At 59.8% G+C, this 18,627-nt stretch carries 19 protein-coding genes and 1 pseudogene; 7 read left to right on the forward strand and 13 right to left on the reverse strand.

What is annotated here, in order from left to right; genetic code table 11:
* Window positions 1–4 precede the first annotated feature (4 nt).
* From ABIB48_RS13080 to ABIB48_RS13100, 5 genes are all read right to left on the reverse strand, one after another.
* Window positions 5–973, reverse strand: coding sequence for a hypothetical protein (locus ABIB48_RS13080; protein WP_354213256.1), 969 nt, complete (start codon window positions 971–973; stop codon window positions 5–7).
* Between the two features lie 343 nt (window positions 974–1,316).
* A complete protein-coding gene (locus tag ABIB48_RS13085; RefSeq protein WP_354213258.1) occupies window positions 1,317–2,249 on the reverse strand; it encodes a hypothetical protein in 933 nt (310 codons plus the stop codon).
* A gap of 129 nt (window positions 2,250–2,378) precedes the next feature.
* Complete coding sequence (locus ABIB48_RS13090; protein WP_354213259.1) at window positions 2,379–3,419, reverse strand: Gfo/Idh/MocA family protein; 1,041 nt, start codon at window positions 3,417–3,419, stop codon at window positions 2,379–2,381.
* 29 nt (window positions 3,420–3,448) lie between these two features.
* Complete coding sequence (locus ABIB48_RS13095; protein ID WP_110107486.1) at window positions 3,449–3,691, reverse strand: NfeD C-terminal domain-containing protein; 243 nt, start codon at window positions 3,689–3,691, stop codon at window positions 3,449–3,451.
* Entirely contained in the window at window positions 3,681–5,117 is a 1,437-nt protein-coding gene (locus ABIB48_RS13100) for an SPFH domain-containing protein (protein ID WP_315913199.1), read from the reverse strand. Before ABIB48_RS13100 ends, ABIB48_RS13095 begins: the two co-directional genes overlap by 11 nt.
* Window positions 5,118–5,416: 299 nt before the next feature.
* Between ABIB48_RS13100 and kynA the strand changes: the two genes are divergently transcribed.
* The 3 genes from kynA to ABIB48_RS13115 all read left to right on the forward strand — a co-directional run bounded on the left by kynA (window position 5,417) and on the right by ABIB48_RS13115 (window position 8,478).
* Window positions 5,417–6,286: a tryptophan 2,3-dioxygenase gene (gene kynA, locus ABIB48_RS13105; protein WP_110107482.1), complete on the forward strand. Its 870-nt coding sequence runs from the start codon at window positions 5,417–5,419 to the stop codon at window positions 6,284–6,286.
* Between the two features lie 84 nt (window positions 6,287–6,370).
* Window positions 6,371–7,609, forward strand: coding sequence for a kynureninase (locus ABIB48_RS13110; RefSeq protein WP_354213261.1), 1,239 nt, complete (start codon window positions 6,371–6,373; stop codon window positions 7,607–7,609).
* Window positions 7,610–7,626: 17 nt separating this feature from the next.
* Window positions 7,627–8,478 (forward strand): PaaX family transcriptional regulator, encoded by an 852-nt coding sequence (locus tag ABIB48_RS13115; protein ID WP_354213297.1) that lies wholly within the window; start codon window positions 7,627–7,629, stop codon window positions 8,476–8,478.
* On the opposite strand, the gene ABIB48_RS13120 is transcribed toward ABIB48_RS13115, so the two are convergent.
* The 6 genes from ABIB48_RS13120 to ABIB48_RS13145 all read right to left on the reverse strand — a co-directional run bounded on the left by ABIB48_RS13120 (window position 8,388) and on the right by ABIB48_RS13145 (window position 14,948).
* Window positions 8,388–9,146, reverse strand: coding sequence for an alpha/beta hydrolase family protein (locus ABIB48_RS13120; protein WP_354213263.1), 759 nt, complete (start codon window positions 9,144–9,146; stop codon window positions 8,388–8,390). The two genes, ABIB48_RS13115 and ABIB48_RS13120, sit on opposite strands and share 91 nt — an antisense overlap.
* A gap of 121 nt (window positions 9,147–9,267) precedes the next feature.
* Window positions 9,268–9,789: a hypothetical protein gene (locus tag ABIB48_RS13125; RefSeq protein ID WP_354213264.1), complete on the reverse strand. Its 522-nt coding sequence runs from the start codon at window positions 9,787–9,789 to the stop codon at window positions 9,268–9,270.
* Window positions 9,790–10,113: 324 nt separating this feature from the next.
* The gene (gene rsmD / locus ABIB48_RS13130) at window positions 10,114–10,698 is read right to left on the reverse strand and encodes a 16S rRNA (guanine(966)-N(2))-methyltransferase RsmD (protein WP_315913194.1); all 585 of its coding nucleotides are present in this window, start codon (window positions 10,696–10,698) and stop codon (window positions 10,114–10,116) included.
* 27 nt (window positions 10,699–10,725) lie between these two features.
* Window positions 10,726–12,966 (reverse strand): ATP-dependent DNA helicase RecG, encoded by a 2,241-nt coding sequence (locus ABIB48_RS13135; protein ID WP_354213265.1) that lies wholly within the window; start codon window positions 12,964–12,966, stop codon window positions 10,726–10,728.
* Window positions 12,953–13,891, reverse strand: a complete 939-nt coding sequence (locus ABIB48_RS13140) for a DAK2 domain-containing protein (protein ID WP_354213298.1) — start codon at window positions 13,889–13,891, stop codon at window positions 12,953–12,955. Before ABIB48_RS13140 ends, ABIB48_RS13135 begins: the two co-directional genes overlap by 14 nt.
* A gap of 40 nt (window positions 13,892–13,931) precedes the next feature.
* Complete coding sequence (locus ABIB48_RS13145; RefSeq protein WP_354213266.1) at window positions 13,932–14,948, reverse strand: thiamine-phosphate kinase; 1,017 nt, start codon at window positions 14,946–14,948, stop codon at window positions 13,932–13,934.
* A 190-nt stretch (window positions 14,949–15,138) separates the two neighbouring features.
* On the opposite strand from ABIB48_RS13145, the gene ABIB48_RS13150 reads away from it, so the two are divergent.
* A complete protein-coding gene (locus ABIB48_RS13150) occupies window positions 15,139–15,420 on the forward strand; it encodes a hypothetical protein (RefSeq protein WP_354213267.1) in 282 nt (93 codons plus the stop codon).
* 103 nt (window positions 15,421–15,523) lie between these two features.
* Here ABIB48_RS13150 and ABIB48_RS13155 read toward each other — a convergent pair whose 3' ends face one another.
* Window positions 15,524–16,312: an ImmA/IrrE family metallo-endopeptidase gene (locus ABIB48_RS13155; protein WP_354213268.1), complete on the reverse strand. Its 789-nt coding sequence runs from the start codon at window positions 16,310–16,312 to the stop codon at window positions 15,524–15,526.
* Window positions 16,313–16,324: 12 nt separating this feature from the next.
* Window positions 16,325–16,663 carry a helix-turn-helix domain-containing protein gene (locus ABIB48_RS13160; RefSeq protein WP_354213269.1) on the reverse strand — a complete coding sequence of 113 codons (339 nt, stop codon included), beginning with the start codon at window positions 16,661–16,663 and terminating at the stop codon, window positions 16,325–16,327.
* Between the two features lie 164 nt (window positions 16,664–16,827).
* Between ABIB48_RS13160 and ABIB48_RS13165 the strand changes: the two genes are divergently transcribed.
* The 3 genes and pseudogenes from ABIB48_RS13165 (at window position 16,828) to ABIB48_RS13175 (ending at window position 18,575) form a co-directional block, all read left to right on the forward strand.
* A complete protein-coding gene (locus ABIB48_RS13165) occupies window positions 16,828–17,226 on the forward strand; it encodes a VOC family protein (protein WP_354213270.1) in 399 nt (132 codons plus the stop codon).
* Window positions 17,227–17,259: 33 nt separating this feature from the next.
* A complete protein-coding gene (locus ABIB48_RS13170; protein ID WP_110107463.1) occupies window positions 17,260–17,775 on the forward strand; it encodes a hypothetical protein in 516 nt (171 codons plus the stop codon).
* Between the two features lie 171 nt (window positions 17,776–17,946).
* A pseudogene (locus ABIB48_RS13175) lies at window positions 17,947–18,575 on the forward strand (LD-carboxypeptidase).
* Window positions 18,576–18,627 lie beyond the last annotated feature (52 nt).

Consider the following 18,627-nt stretch of genomic DNA (forward strand, 5'->3'; position numbering starts at 1 on the left):
CACGTCACTTGGGCGCCCAAGCGCAGGCCAAATCCTTGCCGCCAAGGTCCGATTTGACACCGAATATTCTAAAGCCCACCAGGCTCCATCCCTCACGTTCTACTAAGGGAGAGTCTGAGGGAGAGTCGATTTGCTCAAAAATTTCGCCGTCCTGTTCGGTAGTGGCAGCCACCTGGGCAGTCTTAGACGGACTCGCCCACAGATCGACTAGACCTGGTGTAGCGTCAGGATTTGCTGGTCCAGGGCACATGCCACCCCAAGCAACAACCGGGGCCGTCTGTACCGGCCACATCTCTGGTCCGGAGCCATCTGTTGAACCTGTGCTATCTGTGATGACAGTAATAGTTCGTTTCTTCAAACCCGTACCCGGCTCAGAGCATGGAATCTCGTCATCAACTCCAGGAATGTGCAGGTACTCCGTCAGATTGATGGCCCCATCGGTGATCTCCGGCGGCAGGACTAGTGCGTAACAGGTGGTTTCAGCTATGGGATATTTCAGCTGCACAGCCCCGGACACATCAGCGATCCAGATGTACCAAAAACCTCTACTACCCTCAGGCGTCGCACCGTTGAGCTGGGCCACAGCATCCTCATCACCATCCCCGTCAACATCGCCATAGACCACCTGGCCAAGCTTGAAAGAGCTGGAAAACTCCCCGGGATTCTTCGTTGCCTCGCCGTTGACCAGCGTCACCTCGTACGGGAGTTCACGTCCCAGGAAGGAGTACAGCCACGTGGTGTTGGCCAGATCAACGCTCCTAATATCCACTTGGCTGGAGGCCGTTGCAGCGGGGGGCGTTGAAAAGGCTGAAGGTTCAGTGCCAGCCAGGCTCGTTGGGGTAGTGCCGATGGTAGCTCCGCCTGATTCTCCCCCACCCCCTGATTTTTCTGCAGTCCCACCAGTGCAGGCCGTCAGTGAGGAAAATGCCATAGCTCCAAGAGTGAGCGCAATGATTGCAGTCCGGGTACGCATAATTGAAGCCTTTGGCTCGGCAAGTGTGCAGTGTCCTGAACTTATGACAGCCCCGTGGGCCTGTCAACGTCAGGTTTTCAATCCCCCACGCCGCACCCAGCGAGCCCTCGCGAGGCTGCGCCTAGCGAGAGAGTACCGTTACACGGCCTGTCTTACCACTCCATGGGCAGGCTCCCCTGGAAGGGAACACTGTTGGGGGGCCTGTCCAGCACCACAGTTACTGGACTGTATTCCATCGGATTTTTATTCTTGTGCAACGTCCGCCCATCGCGATGTCGCTCATCTTGTTCAGCACCGGGTCAATCCTGAGATTCAATCCAGCAACTAAAGCACCCAGGCAAGGTCAGCTCGCGCCCCAAGCACACTGCAACTGTGTGGCGCCGCGATCATCGGCCATCCCGGCGAGCTTAACGCCAATCAGGACCCACCCATCACGCTGCACGAGCGGTGCCTGCCGCAGTTCAAACATTGCTCCGCCGTCAGGCCCTGCAGTCGCGGTAACCGGGGAATCTTTAGAAGGCGCAGCCCACAGATCTTGTACACCAGGTGAGGTCTCGTCCCACCGTGTCTGCGGACAAAGCCCGCCCCATGCGGCAACAGGAGCGCTCTGAACCGGCCACGACTCCGCGCCCTCGGTATAAACAGTGATAGAGCGCTTATTCAGACCCGTGCCATGGTCGGAGCACGGGACGCTGTCATCTTTTCCCTGAATCCGGAGATACTCGGTGATGTTGAGCGCACCGTCCCCGAAAACCAAGGATTCCACCAATGTGCCGCATCTGCTGGTTTGAGCTACAGGGTATTGGAGCTGTACCGCCTCAGCACCTTGGGCCAGCCACACATACCAGAGCACTTTGTAGCCATTGTCTTGTGTGCGGACGATCGATGCCACTGCATCCTCGTCACCGTCACCGTCAATATCTCCGTAGCTCACATCCTTGACGGCGTAGTTGGCGGGGAACCCGTTTTCATCAACCACGGCGGCGCCATTCACAATCTTTACTTCGTACGGAACGCTCAAACCTTCGTTAGAGAACAGCCACATAACGTTGTTCAAGTCGACCGTTCGGATGTCTACGTCGGGGACGGGTTCTAGGACGACAACGTCCGTGGCACTTACGCCACCACCACCGGTACCGTTGCCGCCGTTGCTCAGCTGACTATCTCCAGTCGGATCCCCGGCCATCTCACCAGAGGGCGTGCCGCTGCATCCAGTCAGTGAGTATCCGGTCAAAAAACTGAGGACAAGGAGAACTGAAAAGGACCGCAGACGCATGATTCCAGCCTTAACTCGGCAAGGGTGCAATGCCCCGAACTTATGCCGAATACTTAGTTCATGTCAACGGTCAAACTCCTACCGCCCCGAAAGCGGGGAGCGTCCAGAAGGAGACGCGAGGCGGGGTGGCTAGGGCTGCTCCACCAACGCCTGCACCGCTGCCGCCGAGAACTCCACAGCCCTGCCCAGCGCAATTGACGCATAAGCGGCATCCGCCAGCGCAACCGCCATGACGCCGTCGTACGGGGAGACACGAGCCGGCTCCCCAGAGGCGCGGGCCGCGGCAAACTCCGCATTTTGCAGGGTGTACGGGCTGTTCACCACATCCTGAACTGGCAGGTAGTCCCCGGGTTCATTCACCGACGCGGGCACCATATCCCCCTCCGGCCAAGCGAAGATGGTGCCACCGTTGGCCGCCTCGATGCTGACGCTGGTGCTAAAGGGGAGGCCGTCCATGCCCCATTCGCCGTGCAGTGTACTAAGCGCACCATTGCGGTGCTTCAAAATCACCTGAGCTCGCACAGGCCGGGGCACCATTGACTCAACACTGGGCGGATTCTGATAGGCCTCGACGCTGATCACTTCACCGGCTAGCCAGCAGGCCTGGTCAATGTCATGAATCATCTGGTCTCTGATAATCCCGCCACCTAAGTCCTCGTTGTAGAACCATGAGCCTTCGGCCGGGCCCGCGCTGGAGCGGCTCAGTGCCAGGACAGCGGGTTCCCCGGCGCCCTCAGCACCCCCTGCACGCCTCGCGGCCTCCACGGCGGCCTTGGCAGCGGCATACTCCGGGAAAAAGCGCACCACGTGGGCCGGGAATAGCCGTGTCCCGGCAGCCCGGGCGGCGCGGAGAATCTCTGCCGCTCGGGCAGCATTTTCCGCCAGCGGCTTCTCACAAATAACATCCTTGCCGGCGGCGATCGCGGCCATGGCATAGCCGTGATGCGAGGGCGTGGGCGTGAGGATACTGATGAGATCGGAGGCCTGGAACAGATCCTCAAGACTGTGAACTTCCTTGATGGCATACCGTGCCACCAGCCCGGCCGCACCGGAGCGCGAATACACGCTCACGTGGGCACCCAGTTGCTGCCATCCGGCAATATGGACACCAGCAATGCCGCCGGCACCGATCAAACCGACCCGAAGTTGCTCCACGAAAAAGTCCTTCACGAAAGTAGTCCTGCAATTTTCCTCCCACCCTACGTGGGACGCTGCAGAAACTCGGGCAACTCCTCAACGTAAACCGTCTGCGGCGGCTCCAAATACATGACCAGCACCCGCTCCCCCACGGCGTACATGCTGGAACCGTCGTAGGGCCGGGCCAAATACGCTGCCGTGCCCCCGCGCACCTCCAGCATGACTTCCCCCAGCGTGTCCGGCCCCACCCCACCGCTGACCCTGCCGATCTTTCCCGTCAGGGACCTATCAAGCTCACTGCGCATGTGCCTCCCCCTCCGGGCGCTGCGGCACCTGCTGTGGGGATGATTTCGCTGTCCTGGGCCCGTTCGATTCCCGCAAGGCATCCGTCAACGCCGGAAGGTAGTTCCCTACCTGGGCCAGGATGCCACCCACCATGTTGTTGACGCCTTCGCCGCCGTTGAGGACTGTCAGCTGGCCCACGTGGGCGAATGGTTCTGCCGCCGCGGCCACAATTGCTGGCATGTTTTCGGCCAGCTGCTGGCTGATGACGGCTTCCTGATTGGTGCCCAAGGCTTCGGCCCGGGCCTTGATCCCGTCCGCTTCAGCCAGTGCTTTGGCCTTGATGGCCGACGCCGCTGCCTCCCCGCGTGCCTTCGTCGCCGCGGCCTCGGCTTCCCCCGTGACGCGGGTGGCCCCGGCCATGGCCGCGGCCGCCGTGGCGTTTGCCTGTGCCTCTAGTTCCGTCTTCTTGGCCCGGGCTTCGGCGGCGCTGATATCGGCAGCCTTCTGCGCCTCGGCCTCGGTCCGCTGGGCGTAAGCCTTGGCGTCAGCGGGTTTGCGGACGGAGGTTTGTAGCTTTTGCTCCTCCCTGTCAGCCTCGAGCTTGGCAACTTCAGTTTCCTGGACCACTACTTGCTGGCGTGCCGTGGCGTCCGCCAGAGGGCCCGCCTGAGCGGCGTTGGCCTGAGCAGTTTGAGCGTTGGCTGCTGCTGCCGACTGCCGGATGGCGGAGATGCTTTGGGCATCCGCGATCAGGGATGCGGCCTCGGCCTCCTTTTCTGCAGCCTCCCTGTTGCGGGTGGCCTCCGCGATCCTGGCCTCCATCTGGACCTGGGCAATGTGCGGCTTCGCCAGGTTTTGGATGTAGCCGGTGGGGTCTTCTAGGTCCTTGATCTGTAGGGAGTCAACCACCAGGCCCAGCTTTTCCATTTCAATACCGCTGGCGCTGCGCACCTGAGATGCGAGCTTGTCGCGCTCCCGGATGATTTCCTCCATGGTCATGGAGCCGATGATCGAACGCAGGTGGCCCTCAAATACGTTGTAGACCTGGCTCTCCATTTTGGCCTGCTGGCCGAGGAAGCGCCGGGCCGCATTGGCGATGAACGGCGTGGAATCTCCGATCTTGAAAATGACAACGCCCTGGACCACCACCTGGATCCCTTGCGAGGTGACGCAATTGACCTGGAGTTCAGTCTCATTCAGTGTCAGCGAAAGCGCCCGGACGGTTTGCAGCCCCGGGATGACAAACGCACCCGTGCCGGTGACAATCTTGAAATCCATGCCCTCTGCGGTGCCTACATTGCCGCGCGTGAACCCGGAAATGATCAGAGCCTCGTTGGGTTCGGCCACCTGCCATATCAGCTTTACGGCCCCACGGACCAACAGTCCCAGCACAACCAGCGCAACAATCACAGCCAGGACCGGGATGAATGGGATCAGATATTGCATGAGCTGCATCCTTTCAAGAGAAGGAACGGTCGCAGCGGTACCCCTTGTCCCACTAGGGAGGATCTCACGGCCTCAAGATGAAGTTGTGGTCAAACAGTGGCGGGCAACATCTGGTGCCAAGAAAGTTTCCCACTCTCAAAAATACTCGCCATTCCTTGGCGCTGGCAGTGTGCCGCCCATCGTATTTATGCCAGTGCTGGCCGGGGCCTCACCATTCTTCTCAAAACACCTCACCACCCACATTCCGATTCACTATTTCAGCTTCTTGACGCTCGTCATCATAGTGATACAGTCTTTAGATGAGCTGCCCCCACGCACAGACCCCCGAAGGCGTCCGCGAGATAGAAGGCACTATCCGCACGGACTTCAACGCCACCATGTCTTACGGTAGCTACCTTGATCTGGATGCCCTGCTCTCGGCCCAGCACCCTGTGAGCTCCCCGGAACACCACGATGAGTTGCTGTTCATCATCCAGCACCAGACCAGCGAACTGTGGCTCAAGCTTGTCCTGCACGAACTCATTGAGTGCCGGCGTTTGATGGACAATAACGAGATCGGCAAAGCCCTGAAGTGTCTGGCCCGGGTCAAACATATCCAGAAGACACTCACCGAGCAGTGGTCGGTTCTGGCCACCCTCACTCCCCGTGAGTACGCACAATTCCGCGGTTCGCTGGGCTCATCCTCCGGCTTCCAGTCCTTCCAGTACCGGGCAGTGGAGTTCATCTTGGGCAATAAACACCGCGGCATGCTCAAGGTCTTTGAGTCTGATCCGGAGGCCCACAAACTCCTCTCCACCGTCCTGGCGGAACCCACCGTCTACGACGCCTTCCTGCACGCACTGGCTCGTAGCGGCTACGCCATCCCGGAGCACATTCTTCAACGAGACGTCAGCGAAGCATGGGTATTTCAGGAAGCGCTGGTGCCCGTATTCAAACAAATCTATGAGTCGGACACTACGCAGTGGAGTTTCTACCAAGCTTGTGAGGACTTGGTGGACCTTGAGGACAACTTCCAAGCCTGGCGATTCCGCCACATGAGCGTGGTCAAACGGACCATTGGCTTCAAGCCCGGCACCGGCGGGTCCTCCGGAGTGGATTTCCTCAAGCGCGCCCTGGACCTGACGTTTTTCCCCGAACTCTTCGCGGTTCGCACAGAAATCGGCAAATAGCGTCACAGTTTCCTCATCACACTTTCTCCACTTCTGACTTCCATTCCTCTTTGCACTGATTCCCCTCCTCCCCTAGGACACCCGATGATCAAGAGCCCGGAACTTTCCCCTCCCACCAGCGCACAGCTAGATGCCAAGGACAGGCTGGCACCTTACCGCGATTACTTTGTTGAGCCCGAAGGTGGCTCTGTCATTGCCTACCTGGACGGAAATTCACTGGGCCGGCCGCTGCGTGTCACGGCCGGTAATCTTGCTGCTTTTGTCCAGGGAGAGTGGGGCACTTCTCTCATTAGATCCTGGGGTGAGAAGTGGATGGATGAGCCCACCGCTGTGGGCGACCGGCTGGGCGAGGTTGTTCTGGGCGCAGCACCCGGACAGAGTTTTATAGGGGATTCAACATCCGTATTGCTCTATAAGCTGTTGCGCGCAGGGCTGGATGGGCAGCCGGGCCGGAATCAGATCGTCATTGATCGCGATAACTTCCCTACCGACCGATTCATAGTTGAAGGGATCGCCGCCGAACGTGACGCGGAGATTGTTTGGATCGATCCAGATCCCCTGACCGGTGTCACTGCCGAGGATGTTGGCGCCGTCATTGGGCCGCGCACTGCCGTGGTGCTGCTCAGCCATGTTGCCTACCGTTCGGGTTTCCTGGCCGATGCTCCAACTATCACCAGCATGGTCAAAGCCGCTGGCGGGTTGATGATGTGGGATATTAGCCATTCCATTGGCGCTGTCCCCTTGGAACTTGACGCATGGGGAGTGGACCTTGCCGTGGGTTGCACCTATAAGTACCTCAACGGCGGCCCCGGCGCACCCGCGCTGGCCTACGTCAACAGCTCGCTGCTCTCCTCGCTGCGGCAGCCTATCTGGGGCTGGATGGGTGCGGCAGATCCCTTCGGGATGTCAGCCAACTTTGAGCCTGCTGCCACTGTGCGACGGTTCATTACCGGCACGCCCCCCATCCTGGCCATGCAGCCGCTCAAGGACATGACCGAGCTCATTGCCGAGGTCGGCATGGATGCCATACGCGAGAAATCAATAGCACTGACCGAGCATGCACTGGCCTTGGCCGAGGAACTGTTGGTGCCCCTCGGTGCCGAAATTGCCAGTCCTCGAGACCCTGACCGCCGCGGATCTCATGTGAGCGTGAACCATCCGCTCTTCGGCGAAGTCACAGCCCGCCTGTGGGAGCAGGGAGTGATTCCAGACTTCCGCCCACCGCACGGATTACGCATTGGCCTCTCCCCGCTCAGTACCAGTTTTGCCGAGGTTCAGGCCGGGATCCAAGCAATCAGGGAAGTCTTGGTATCACTGACGTGACGGCGGTCCTCGATGACATGGATTCAAGGCCGGGAAGCACCGCTTCCCTCTTGCGCACAGTCATCGGCTTGTACCTCAGGGACGCAGGGGGATGGATGTCAACCACGTCCATCCTTGAGTTGATGAACGCGCTGCAGATTCCAGCAACCCTGACCCGGACTGCCTTAACACGCCTGCGAAAAAAGGGCGTGGTAGTTGCCGCCGAACGGAGCGGGGTGGCTGGGTATGAGGTGGATTCACGCGCGGCACGCATGCTGGAGCGAGGCGACAGGCGCATCCATAACCCCCGCTCCATGGATGCACAGGACCCGTGGTGCCTGCTCTCCTTTTCCCTCCCAGAGTCCGAACGCGAACGCCGGCATCAATTGCGCCGGCAATTGCATTGGATTGGGTGCGGGATGGTCTCCCCAGGCCTGTGGATAGCTCCGGAGTATCTTCGTCAGGAAATCCAAGAGATCCTCGAATCTTTGGATCTGGGCGAGCGGGCGGTAGTATTCACCACCTCGCGCCCGCAGGTAACCGGAAATCTACGCGAGGTAGTTGCCACATGGTGGGACTTGGACGCGGTTGCAACCCTGCACCGAGACTTTATCAAGTTCCACGAACACGTCGCTACAGAGGAGGTGGGCGCCGATGCTGAGGCGTTTGCCACCTATGTCACCATGATTGACCTGTGGCGCAAGATCCCTTATCTCGACCCGGGATTGCCAGAAGAGTGCCTCCCCTCCGATTGGCCGGGCGGGCAGGGCATTGGACTATTCCAACGGATCAGCAATTCTCATGCCTTGGCCAGCAAGTCCTTCGTCTGTTCCATCCACCGCACAGTGTCATCCCAATGCGCCGCAGCCGGGTCTATGGCAGCCCTATGATCCAGACCTGGAATCTTCTGGAAATCTATATCATCGCCAGCGGCCACAGCCGCTTGGACAAAGTCTTCCGAGTGACCTTCCGGGACCCACACATCAACATCCCCGTGTACCACGAGGATGGGCCGTTCAAGAGGCAGCTGGCTGATCGGTGAGGCCAAGCCGTACGCGTCCGGCATGTCAGCATAGTGAGCGCCCATGAAGCCGAGCGCGGCATTGTCATCCAACTCTTCGGCGTCGACGCGCCGCACGTCAGTCACTGGCGCCAGCGCCACCACGGCATCTACAAGGTGAGCGGCAAGAAGCGCCAGTTGACCGCCCGCCGAATGGCCTATGCTGACCACCGCACCCGCGGCGCACCACTGAGGGCGTTCATCCTTGGCGCACTGGATGCCAGCGTGGACGTCCTGGAGTGTTACTGGCCAGCCACCGCCATTGCCTACACTTCGATATTCGAGGTTCGCCACAGCCCAGCCGCGAGCCAGTAGATCGTAGGCCAGGGGAAGCATGAGCGTGGTGTCCCATAATGAGCGCCAATAACCGCCGTGAATCAGGATGGCGTATCCCTTGGGCGTTTCAACCGGTGGCGCCCAAAGTTCCACGAATTGCGGGCCAGCGTCCCCGTACCTAACAATTTCCGGCTCAACATCAGCTGCAAGGGGATCTGTCATGCTCACCTCATATCTCTTAGCTGTTCCGGGCGGGAGTCCTTCTGTGCTCCATTGTCTCAGTGCTCCATTATCTCAGTGTTGCATTACAACTCTGGCTTAACGCGCTGCGGCCACATCAGTGTTACTTGGTGTTCTTCTCAACAAACAAGCACTCGGCCGGCTTGTGGTTGGTGGAGCTCTGGCTGGAGACGTTGACACCATCGATGCTGATGGAGCACGAAATTTCGCCGGTGGCACCGGAAGCATACTTGCCAAGGACTAGAACCTTGGTGAAAGCGGCACCGGCAGGCAGGGTTACTTCCTGATCGAATGGCAGCTTTTGGCTGGTCATCTCACCACCGCTTTCCTTCCCATCGTCGGTGACTACAAGAGCCTTGACCAGGGCATCGCTCTTGGCGCCCTCAACATGCATGGTGACTGTGCGTCCTTGCGCTCCAGCCTTCTCGCTGGCCTTCTCGCTGGCCGTGGCGGACGGGGTGGTCGCGGTGGAGACGGGAGTTTGAACGTCAACGGCCGCCTCAGCGCCACCTTGGGTGGAGGAAGCGCTGTTTGAGGTCTCTGTGGTTGCTTCCGGGGTGCTCGTGGAGCAGCCGGCAAGAGAGAGCCCCAGCAGGAGAAGGGAAGCTCCAGCAAGTGTGCTCATGGAGTATTTTTTTGCTGTGTTGTGCGTAGTGGTCATGTCTTCATGATTGCCCACCTGCATCGGCTAACAAATTCACCAGAACACCAAATTGGGCGGTTTCTCTCATAATTGAGCGCATTCGCCGGTTCCTCCCACGCCCTAGCGCGAGCAGCGAATCTGGCTGCTGCCTGCCACCGCCGGGAGGGCACTTCCGCTTGAACACGGGCAACACGCCGTCAGCAGGCCGCCCCGAGCGTCCGGGCCGGAAGACATTTTTCAGCACAAAAGAGCCCCATGTCAAAGCTCACACATTTCTAATGTTCCCTTCCAGCCGGCAGCAGGCTTTCAGTCTCCAGCAGCGGCGGGTTCGGCGAACCAAAGCCGTGTTTCGCCATACTTTTTCTCAGCGAAGCGCTCCAGGCCAGCTGGCCAGGCAGGTTCAGGTGTCCTCGCCGAACGCTCCACCACCACCACGGCGAAAGGACTCAGACGTGGTGCCAGCAACTCCAGTACCAGGGACAGCTCCGTCTCGGTCAGCGGATAGGGCGGGTCCATGAAGACAAGGCCCCACGGATCCGCACCGGCTTCAACGCCCCGGTCAAGGAACAATTCCACCTTGGCGCGTTGAACTTTGACAATCTTGGAGCCTATGACCTTATTAACCAGTTCAGCATTGCGCTGGCACACGGCTGCGGCCTTGTCATTGAACTCGATGAGTTCAACAGATGCCGCCCCACGGCTGGCACTTTCCACCCCGAGCGATCCAGACCCGGCGTACAGATCCAAGACCCGGGTGCCAGCGAGCATGTTCATGGATTCCAGCCGCGAAAACAAGGCTTCCTTGACCCGGTCCGTGGTGGGCCGTGTTCCTTCTCCTGGTACTGAGACCAGTGGGCTGCCACCGGCGGCTCCGGCAACGATCCGGCTCATGCCAGGGCCCGCACTGCGCCAGTATTTCTAACCACGTTCAAGGAAAGCCTCACTTTTTTGCGTCAAATACATTTCAATTTCCAGTTTCAGTGCAGGGTGGAATTCCAGCTCCGGGTCCGCGGTGACAATGGCAGTGGCATCTTCTCTAGCCCGCCCAATCAAGTCCTCGTCCCGCACCACGCTCAGTATCCGCAGCCCGCTGACTCCCCCGGATTGTCTGGCTCCCAGAATGTCGCCTTCGCGGCGCATCTGCAAATCTTGCTGGGCCAGCACAAAACCATCAATCGTGGCGGCCACTGCCTCCAGCCGTTTGCGACTTGGATGATCATGCTCAAGCCCCGTCACTAACAGGGCCGTGCCGGCGTGCTCACCGCGCCCCACCCTCCCCCGGAGCTGGTGCAGTTGAGACATGCCAAAGCGGTCCGCATCCAAGATGACCATGAGCGTTGCATTGCGCACATCAACCCCCACCTCAATCACCGTGGTGGCCACCAAAACGTTGATCTCTCCCGAGGTGAAAGCCGCCATGGTGTCTTGTTTCTCACCACTGTCCAGGCGCCCATGCAACATTTCAATGCGCTGGCCGGCCAACGCGGGAACTGTCCGCAAATATTGTAAGACGCCCAGTACCCCAGCCATGGGGCGGGTGTCGGATGCGTTGTTCTCCACTGACTCCAGCAACGTCCCAGCCGAGTCTTCATCCCCGATCTTGGGGCACACCACATAGACTTGCCGGCCGGCGTCGATCTCTTCACGGGCACGCTGCCACACCCGGGCCTCCCAGCCCGGGTGCTCGGCCAAGGGTGCCACATGCGTGAGAATGGGTGTTCGCCCGGCCGGCAACTCGGTCAATTCGGAGACTTCAAGATCCCCAAACACTGTCATGGCAACGGTGCGCGGAATGGGCGTGGCCGTCATGACCAGCAGGTGCGGAGGTTTGAGCGCCTTGGCCCGCAGCGCGTCACGCTGCTCCACACCGAAACGGTGCTGCTCATCAACCACAATCAGGCCCAGATCAGCAAATTGTACCGTGTCAGATAAAAGCGCATGCGTGCCAATAACAATGCCTGCTTCACCGGTTGCAGCCGCCAGCAAGGCCTTCTTCTTGGCGGCGGCAGGCATGGATCCCGTCAGCAAGGTAACTTGTGTGGCGTTCGGCCCTCCCAGCAGGGTCCCCGCACCGAAGGGCCCCAAGAGCGCCGTAATGGAGTTCATATGTTGGGCGGCCAGCACTTCGGTGGGAGCCAAAAAGGCCGCCTGCCCACCTGCGTCCACCACCTGCAGCATGGCACGCAACGCAATCAGTGTCTTGCCAGAGCCCACTTCTCCTTGTAACAACCGGTGCATGGGGTGTCCGGCCGCAATTTCCTGGGAGATCAATGACCCGATCTCCACCTGACCGCCGGTCAGGGTGTACGGAAGTTGCGCGTCGAAGGCGTCCAGCAAGCCGCCCTGGACGGCAGCGCGTCCGGTGGCGTCCTGACGCATGGCTTCAAGACGCCGCTGAGCCAGGGCCGTTTGCAAGGCCAAGGCCTCCTGAAAGCGAAAACGATGGCGGGCCAGAGGCCACATCTCCATATCGGCAGGCCGGTGTATTTGTTCGTAGGCCTCCGCCAAGGGCAAAAGCTGCTCGCGGGCGGCAATGTGCTTGGGTACGGGGTCTGGAACTTTTTCAAGGTCAAGGGCCGGCAGGATCGCTTTGATGATGTCTTCGGTTTTCCAACTGGGAAACTTTGCCGTGGCGGGGTAGACGGGCACGGGTTTGGCGGAGTGCAGCTCCGCCTCATGCTCTGCCAATTCATCATCCGGTAAAAGAACATAACCGGGGTTGGTCAGGACCTGTTTTCCGCCATAGAACCCCACTTTTCCGGAGAACATGGCCAGCACACCGGGTTGTAATTCTTTTTTGGCTTTGAAACCGTTGAAAAAGCTAATGACCAAGGAGGCCGGGCGTCCGGAGTTATCCGTGATGACAACATCGCTGATGGTGCCCTTGCGCGTCTGCATATACCGCGTGGTGAGGGCTACCACGCGGGCCAAGATGGTGACCTCCTCGCCGATCTGTAGGAGGTCCAGATCGGTCAAGTCCCCGCGGGCAAGGTACCGGCGCGGGAATTGGTGCAGCATCTGCCCGACTGTGAGAATCTCCAGATTCTTGGCTACCGACTTAGCCGAGGGCGTGCCGATCAGTCTGGAGAGTTCAAGGCCTAAATCCGTATAGCCTTGAGCCGGGTTGGGGAAAGCTGAGCTGAGGTCAGAGAAGCTCATGGGAGTCCTCGGCAGCCGTGGCGGATAACGCTGAAATACTCACATTGCTTGGATCACCCACAGCTCGGATGGCTTCCAGCGCCATGGGCGCCGAGGGCACGTGGACATGCAACCGCCACGGGTAGGCTCCCGTGGGATCAGCCTGTTCAGAAACAGCACTCATGATGACGGAATCACCCATGCCATCAAGTTCCAAGCGCAACCCGGCCGCGGCCAGCGGTGTCAAGGAGATGGTGCACATGACTTCAACACCCTCCTGCGCCGGCATGGAAAGAGCAATGTTGGGATCCTGTACTTTGTAGCCGGAAAGCCCGTCCAGTAAGTCTTCTTGCAAGGGTTCGCCCACAATCACCGATCGCAGGCAGTCAAGAATCAACAGCAACCCCACACCGCCAGCATCCACTACTCGAGCCTCGCTGAGCACAACCAGCTGGGATTCAGTGAGCACCACGGCTTGGCGGGCAGCACTAACAGCACTCTCAATGGTGTGCGCCAACGTTAGGTTGGATTCATCGCCGTTCATGGCGGATCCCACAGAGGCCGCACCCCGGGCAGCCGCTTCCAACACCGAAAGAATGGTACCCGGCATGGGCTCACTCAACGCGCTCCAAGCCCTCAATTGAGCGCGGTGCAAGGCGGAGGCCAGAAGCGGACCGTTGAGGCGCTGCGCATCAAAAAGAGGTTCCGCCATGGCTGCCAGCGAGACGGCGAAGAGCGTTCCAGAATTGCCCCTGGCTTGTTCCATGGCGGCCCGTCCGGCGGCAGCCATGGTGGTGCCCACGTCAGATGGTTCCAGCTCCGCCAGTCCCTGAGCGGCTGCACGGACCGTCAGGTACAAGTTGGTGCCCGTGTCCGCATCCGCCACCGGGTAGATGTTGATGGCGTTGAGCCTGTCACTGTGATTGGCCAATGTTTGCTCGGCCATGGCCAGCCAGCGGCGGACTACGGGTGCAGTTGCGGTGATCTTAGACTGCAAAATGATCCCATCCCAGGGCGCCTGCTTCGGCGCCTTCAAAATTCTGTCCGTCCACGGTCACAGCACTTTTTGCGGCGTCCACAGACACTACTGAGCCTATCCTAACGAAGCCTTCCGGGAGGATCTGACTGGCCGGGAATGTGGATAAAAGGCTGTGGTCTTCCCCGCCGGTCAGCACCCACTGCAGCGGATTTTCCTTAAGTTCGACGGCGGTTTCCATCAGTTTTTCTGCCTGGGCCGCCAGCATGGAGGAATCAAAGTCGAGGCGGACCTTGCTCGCGGCCGCGATCCGTCCGGCGTCACGCAGCAGTCCGTCAGAGATGTCCATCATGGCGGTGGCCCCGGCTTTGGCGGCCACGGGCCCTGCAGCCAGGGGCGGGACCGGACGCGCGAAGAGCGCAGCGGCTTGTGCCATGGCGGGTGTGTGCGCGGACGGGGGAATTGAACTCTCGCACAGGGCCCAGCCGGCGGCTGAGAAGCCCATGTTTCCACACACGGCCACCTGGTCACCTACCTGGGCGCCACTGCGCAGGACCGGATCCAGCCCATTAAGGGAGCCCGTCACAGCCACGGTGATCACCAGTTCGCTGCCTCCGGATAAGTCCCCACCAGCTACCGAACACTGGGGTGCCCCGAGCGCAACTATGGCGGCGCTGAGGCCGTTGGCGAAGTCCTCAACCCAGCCCACCGGCGTCGTACTTGGCAGGGTGAGGCTGACCACCATGGCGGTGGCAATGGCGCCCATGGCGTTGATGTCGGAGAGGTTTTGGGCGGCGGCCTTCCAGCCGACGTCGAACCCGGAGGAGGTGCTGCCGTTGGGCCAGAGGAGGCGGAAGTCCTTGTCCTGGACCTGGGTGTCGATGGAGATGACGGTGCGTCCGTCCGGGGCGGCGATGATGGCGGCGTCATCCCCAGGGCCCAGCAGGGTGGTGGTGCCGGCGTGCAGGCGCGGGAAGATGCGGGCCAGAAGCTCGGATTCGGAGAGTTGCGCCACGGTGAGGTTCATGGATTAACCGTATCGGAAGGGTGTGACATTGGTGGACCCGGTGCGAGCTGGGAGGGCCCAGGGCTAACCAGATGGTGAAGTGAATTCGTGTACCAGCTCTGTTCGGGCAAACGGCAGCAGTCCGTCGTCCTGGGTGCATACGAACCCATAAAGTTGCTTCAACTCTAGCTTTGGTCGTGATGAAGTTCCGTTGGACGCATTCCTGAAAGAACTCGACGGTGGTAAATGTGTCGATGCCTGCTTTTTCGGCAAGCTTGATGGCGTCCTGGTCGTCGATCATGGCTACAACATCTCTGCCCTGGGCAAGAAGCAGTCGAGCATGGGCAACCAGCACCATCTCACCACGATGCTTACCGGTCAGGCTCATGCCGCGTGGCGCATTGCGTTTCAGCCAGTCCCAGTGAGTTGTGAAGTCACTGACGGTGCCCACATGAGAATTTTCCCGGTCATGTTCTTCAGACAGTTCAGGTAGAGGTTGGTGGTGTCCTTCCTGCCCATGAAGTTTAAGACCGGCCCGGCGTCAAGGACGATCAACTCGCTCTGATGATGTTCCGTACCCGCCGCGCCAGGGAGCATCACTTGTTTCTCCCGAATCTCCTTGGCCGCGGATTCACTTGTTTGGGCCGGATGCCGTTGGATTCGAACTCGTCCCGCAACGTTGCCACGTCCATGTTTCGAATGGTTGCGATGGCTTCAAGGCCCACAAGGTTGTTCTCGTAGGCTCTGACGGCTTCGGCAACTATGCGCATGGGTGGTTGCTGCGTTGCCGATTTCACCCGGGATGCCCGGTGCTCGTCGGACCACCCAAAGCGGGCGGCCAGTCCGGGCACGCTCAGGCTGCGCCAAGCTTCCTTTTGTCCGCTGGCAAGCCATCCACCCCTTTCCAATTGGATGAGCAGCAGTGCAGGTGAGACAGCGAAGTATCTTACGGCTTTGGATATGTCAGCTTCTGTCAGCTGGCCCTTGGCTAATGCTTGACCTTCAAGGTAGGCCTCGAGGCCTTTGGCGGGGACCAGCAAGTGTCGGGCAAAGGCGTCGGCGCGAGTGTCTTGAGGAGTTCTTACCTGGCACTGAATCAATCCGCCGTCTGCGTAGTCTCCGAGTTCAATGTGCCCCAGTTCGTGCGCCAGTGTGGCCCGCTGCCGTTCAGGAGATTGGCTGCAGGCCGCTGAAATGATGCGCTGGCCTGTGTGGGGATCGTGCACAACCATTCCGTCCATCCCCGGTTCCATGGGAACGATGGCCACATCGATGCCCACATAGCTCTCAAGCAAGTCGTTGAGATCGCTAATTGGCGCGTCACCCAGTTCATACTTCTCGCGAAATCTGTCTGCCGCATGGGCAGCAACCGCTTCATTGTCCATGGTCGTGGCCCCTCAAGAGGACTCAATCGGTTGCAGGACGCCCCTCAGATAGGTGTCCATTTCAAGCAAATAGAAAAGGAAGTCCTTCGCGGTGCTGGGATCAGGCACTGCGGTGGAGTTTGTCCGGGCCGTCCACTGGATGCGGTCGCGAACTTCATGATGTTCAACCAGGCTTGATTCGGGGCAGCCAAGAGCCTCTGCAATAGCCGTCAGCTCGTAGGGCTTCACCGGACGCCGCCCGGATTCAATCCGGTTGATTGTGGACTGCGATATTTCAGTCAGACTTTCAAGTCCCCGCTGCGTCAATCCGGCCTTCTCACGATAGTGCCGGATTCGGTCACTCGTGCGCATTGCCTTGCACCTTATTCCCTCTGGTGTTGGTGAATGGAATCGATGGAAGCTCATCCTGAATCAAGATGCACCGCTGTGATTCAATTCTAGACCGACCATCGCAGCCGGGCAACCTCAGGGATAGGCTCGGAGCAAGATCGTCCGATCCTACTGAGGAGGCCGACATGCCAACATTCGGTATGCCGTCGCACATTGATTTTTCCGTCAGCGATGCAGAAGCCAGCGCGGACTGGTACGTCAAGGTTCTCGGTTTGAAACGGCTGCGGCGGGTGGACTTGGGCAACCGGATCATGATTGTGCTGGTGCACCAGGCCACGGGGCTGATCATCGGGCTGAACCAGCACAGTGAGGTCCCCGTGGGCCGTTTCGACGACAGGAGCGTGGGCCTGGATCATGTGGGTTTCAGCGTCACCGAACGCTCCGACTTGGATGCCTGGCAGAAGCAGCTGGCTGCTCTGGACGTGGTTCACTCCCCCGCCGAGGACACGGCCAACGGTGCCGCACTGGTCTTCCGCGACCCGGATAACATCCAGCTCGAACTCTGGTGGTCCAAGCCGCACTGAGGCTCCCACTCAATAAAAGGGCAGGAAGAACCCATGAACCCCGGCTCAAGCGAACTCTTCGGCACCGAGCAGCCCTCGCAACAGCTGGTGCTGTCCCGCAAACTTCAGCTGCTGCTCGATGCCAGCATCGTGCAAAAGGGCAGCCTCGTGACCTTCAACGAGATTGCGGCGGCGTGCACTGCCCGTGGGGTGCACCTTTCCAGGGCCCGATGGTTTTATATGAAGGACGCAACCGGGCGCGTCGTTACAAACCCTCGGCTGCTGACGGCGCTGTCGGAACACTTCGCTGTCAGCCCCGACTACCTGCTCGGTATTGCGGGTGCCCAGACGCCTCCACTAATCACGGGGAACATGGATTTCATCAGGGCGCTCCGGGCGTCCCGTGTGCACAGATATGCAGCACGGGCGTTGGGTGGGCTGCTGCCCGGCACTTTGCAGCAGATTTCTCAGGTTCTGGCCCGTGACATGGCGCGCAGCCCACAGGGGGCTGCCGCTGGCAGGCTCGGTCCCAAACAGCACCTGCCGACGCCGTTCCTTGGCGACAGCTGAGCCTTGACCTCTCATCGTGTCTGCCGACTCGAGCCCGTGCAAGTTCTCTGTCGCTCCCGGTGTCGTCTCACCTTCCTCAAGCCGGTCGTCCCAGGCTGCTCTTAGCGCGTGCGAGTAGAGTTGTTGGAGATTCGATGCCTTCGGTTACTTAGGCCAGCAGACATCGTTGGAGTGACGGCGGGGTCGATTGGAATCAGTAAAAAACTTCAGGGACGCCTCGACTTTGCGGTCCAACAACTGCGTGATCGTGGGTTCGTAGTCCAAGTCGCTGATTGCCTGGACGGCGCCACTCACATCCGTGCCCCGGTGGAGCAACAGGCCCAAGAGCTGATGCGGATATTTTTGGACCCCATGGTCAAAGCCGTTGTTCCGCCATGGGGAGGGAGAGCGCCATCGACGTCATTCCCCATCTTGATTTCGATGCGCTCGCTCTCGCCGAACCATCCTTGTTCGTGGGGTGGTCCGATATTTCAACTCTGCTCACCCCCGTTACGCTCCGGACAGGTAAGGCAACTCTCCATGGGAACAACCTCATGGACACTCCCTATGGCGTCCCAGAATCACTGATGTCATGGATTGCGATTGCCTCGTTACCGGCAGGGACCACCTTTTGGCAGTCCTCACCGGGTAGTCACCGAGTCAACGACTGGAACGATTGGGAAAACACGCCAGAGGTATCCCACCCTGTGTGGAACGGCAACGGCCCTTGGGAACGACTCGACCCAGGCCGGGCAGAGGTGAATGTTAGCGGCCGCATCCCGCCACAACTCCCGATCGTCAACGGTGCCCAAGACCACTGAACAAAACTGACAGAAAGCAAGTCGCTCGTGTTGGCTCGCGGCGGCCAGGCCG

The sequence above is a fragment of the Arthrobacter sp. UYCu511 genome (assembly GCF_040547105.1).
In the GTDB taxonomy this organism is placed as follows: Bacteria; Actinomycetota; Actinomycetes; order Actinomycetales; family Micrococcaceae; genus Specibacter; species Specibacter psychrochitiniphilus.

Bases quoted from the DNA above. Each gene is read 5' to 3' on its own strand.
- ABIB48_RS13080 (WP_354213256.1), bottom strand. From the start codon at position 973: ATGCGTACCCGGACTGCAATCATTGCGCTCACTCTTGGAGCTATGGCA.
- ABIB48_RS13085 (WP_354213258.1), bottom strand. From the start codon at position 2,249: ATGCGTCTGCGGTCCTTTTCAGTTCTCCTTGTCCTCAGTTTTTTGACC.
- ABIB48_RS13095 (WP_110107486.1), bottom strand. From the start codon at position 3,691: ATGCGCAGTGAGCTTGATAGGTCCCTGACGGGAAAGATCGGCAGGGTC.
- ABIB48_RS13100 (WP_315913199.1), bottom strand. From the start codon at position 5,117: ATGCAATATCTGATCCCATTCATCCCGGTCCTGGCTGTGATTGTTGCG.
- kynA (WP_110107482.1), top strand. From the start codon at position 5,417: ATGAGCTGCCCCCACGCACAGACCCCCGAAGGCGTCCGCGAGATAGAA.
- ABIB48_RS13110 (WP_354213261.1), top strand. From the start codon at position 6,371: ATGATCAAGAGCCCGGAACTTTCCCCTCCCACCAGCGCACAGCTAGAT.
- ABIB48_RS13115 (WP_354213297.1), top strand. From the start codon at position 7,627: ATGGATTCAAGGCCGGGAAGCACCGCTTCCCTCTTGCGCACAGTCATC.
- ABIB48_RS13120 (WP_354213263.1), bottom strand. From the start codon at position 9,146: ATGACAGATCCCCTTGCAGCTGATGTTGAGCCGGAAATTGTTAGGTAC.
- ABIB48_RS13125 (WP_354213264.1), bottom strand. From the start codon at position 9,789: ATGAGCACACTTGCTGGAGCTTCCCTTCTCCTGCTGGGGCTCTCTCTT.
- rsmD (WP_315913194.1), bottom strand. From the start codon at position 10,698: ATGAGCCGGATCGTTGCCGGAGCCGCCGGTGGCAGCCCACTGGTCTCA.
- ABIB48_RS13135 (WP_354213265.1), bottom strand. From the start codon at position 12,966: ATGAGCTTCTCTGACCTCAGCTCAGCTTTCCCCAACCCGGCTCAAGGC.
- ABIB48_RS13140 (WP_354213298.1), bottom strand. From the start codon at position 13,891: ATGGCCGAGCAAACATTGGCCAATCACAGTGACAGGCTCAACGCCATC.
- ABIB48_RS13145 (WP_354213266.1), bottom strand. From the start codon at position 14,948: ATGAACCTCACCGTGGCGCAACTCTCCGAATCCGAGCTTCTGGCCCGC.
- ABIB48_RS13155 (WP_354213268.1), bottom strand. From the start codon at position 16,312: ATGGACAATGAAGCGGTTGCTGCCCATGCGGCAGACAGATTTCGCGAG.
- ABIB48_RS13160 (WP_354213269.1), bottom strand. From the start codon at position 16,663: ATGCGCACGAGTGACCGAATCCGGCACTATCGTGAGAAGGCCGGATTG.
- ABIB48_RS13165 (WP_354213270.1), top strand. From the start codon at position 16,828: ATGCCAACATTCGGTATGCCGTCGCACATTGATTTTTCCGTCAGCGAT.
- ABIB48_RS13170 (WP_110107463.1), top strand. From the start codon at position 17,260: ATGAACCCCGGCTCAAGCGAACTCTTCGGCACCGAGCAGCCCTCGCAA.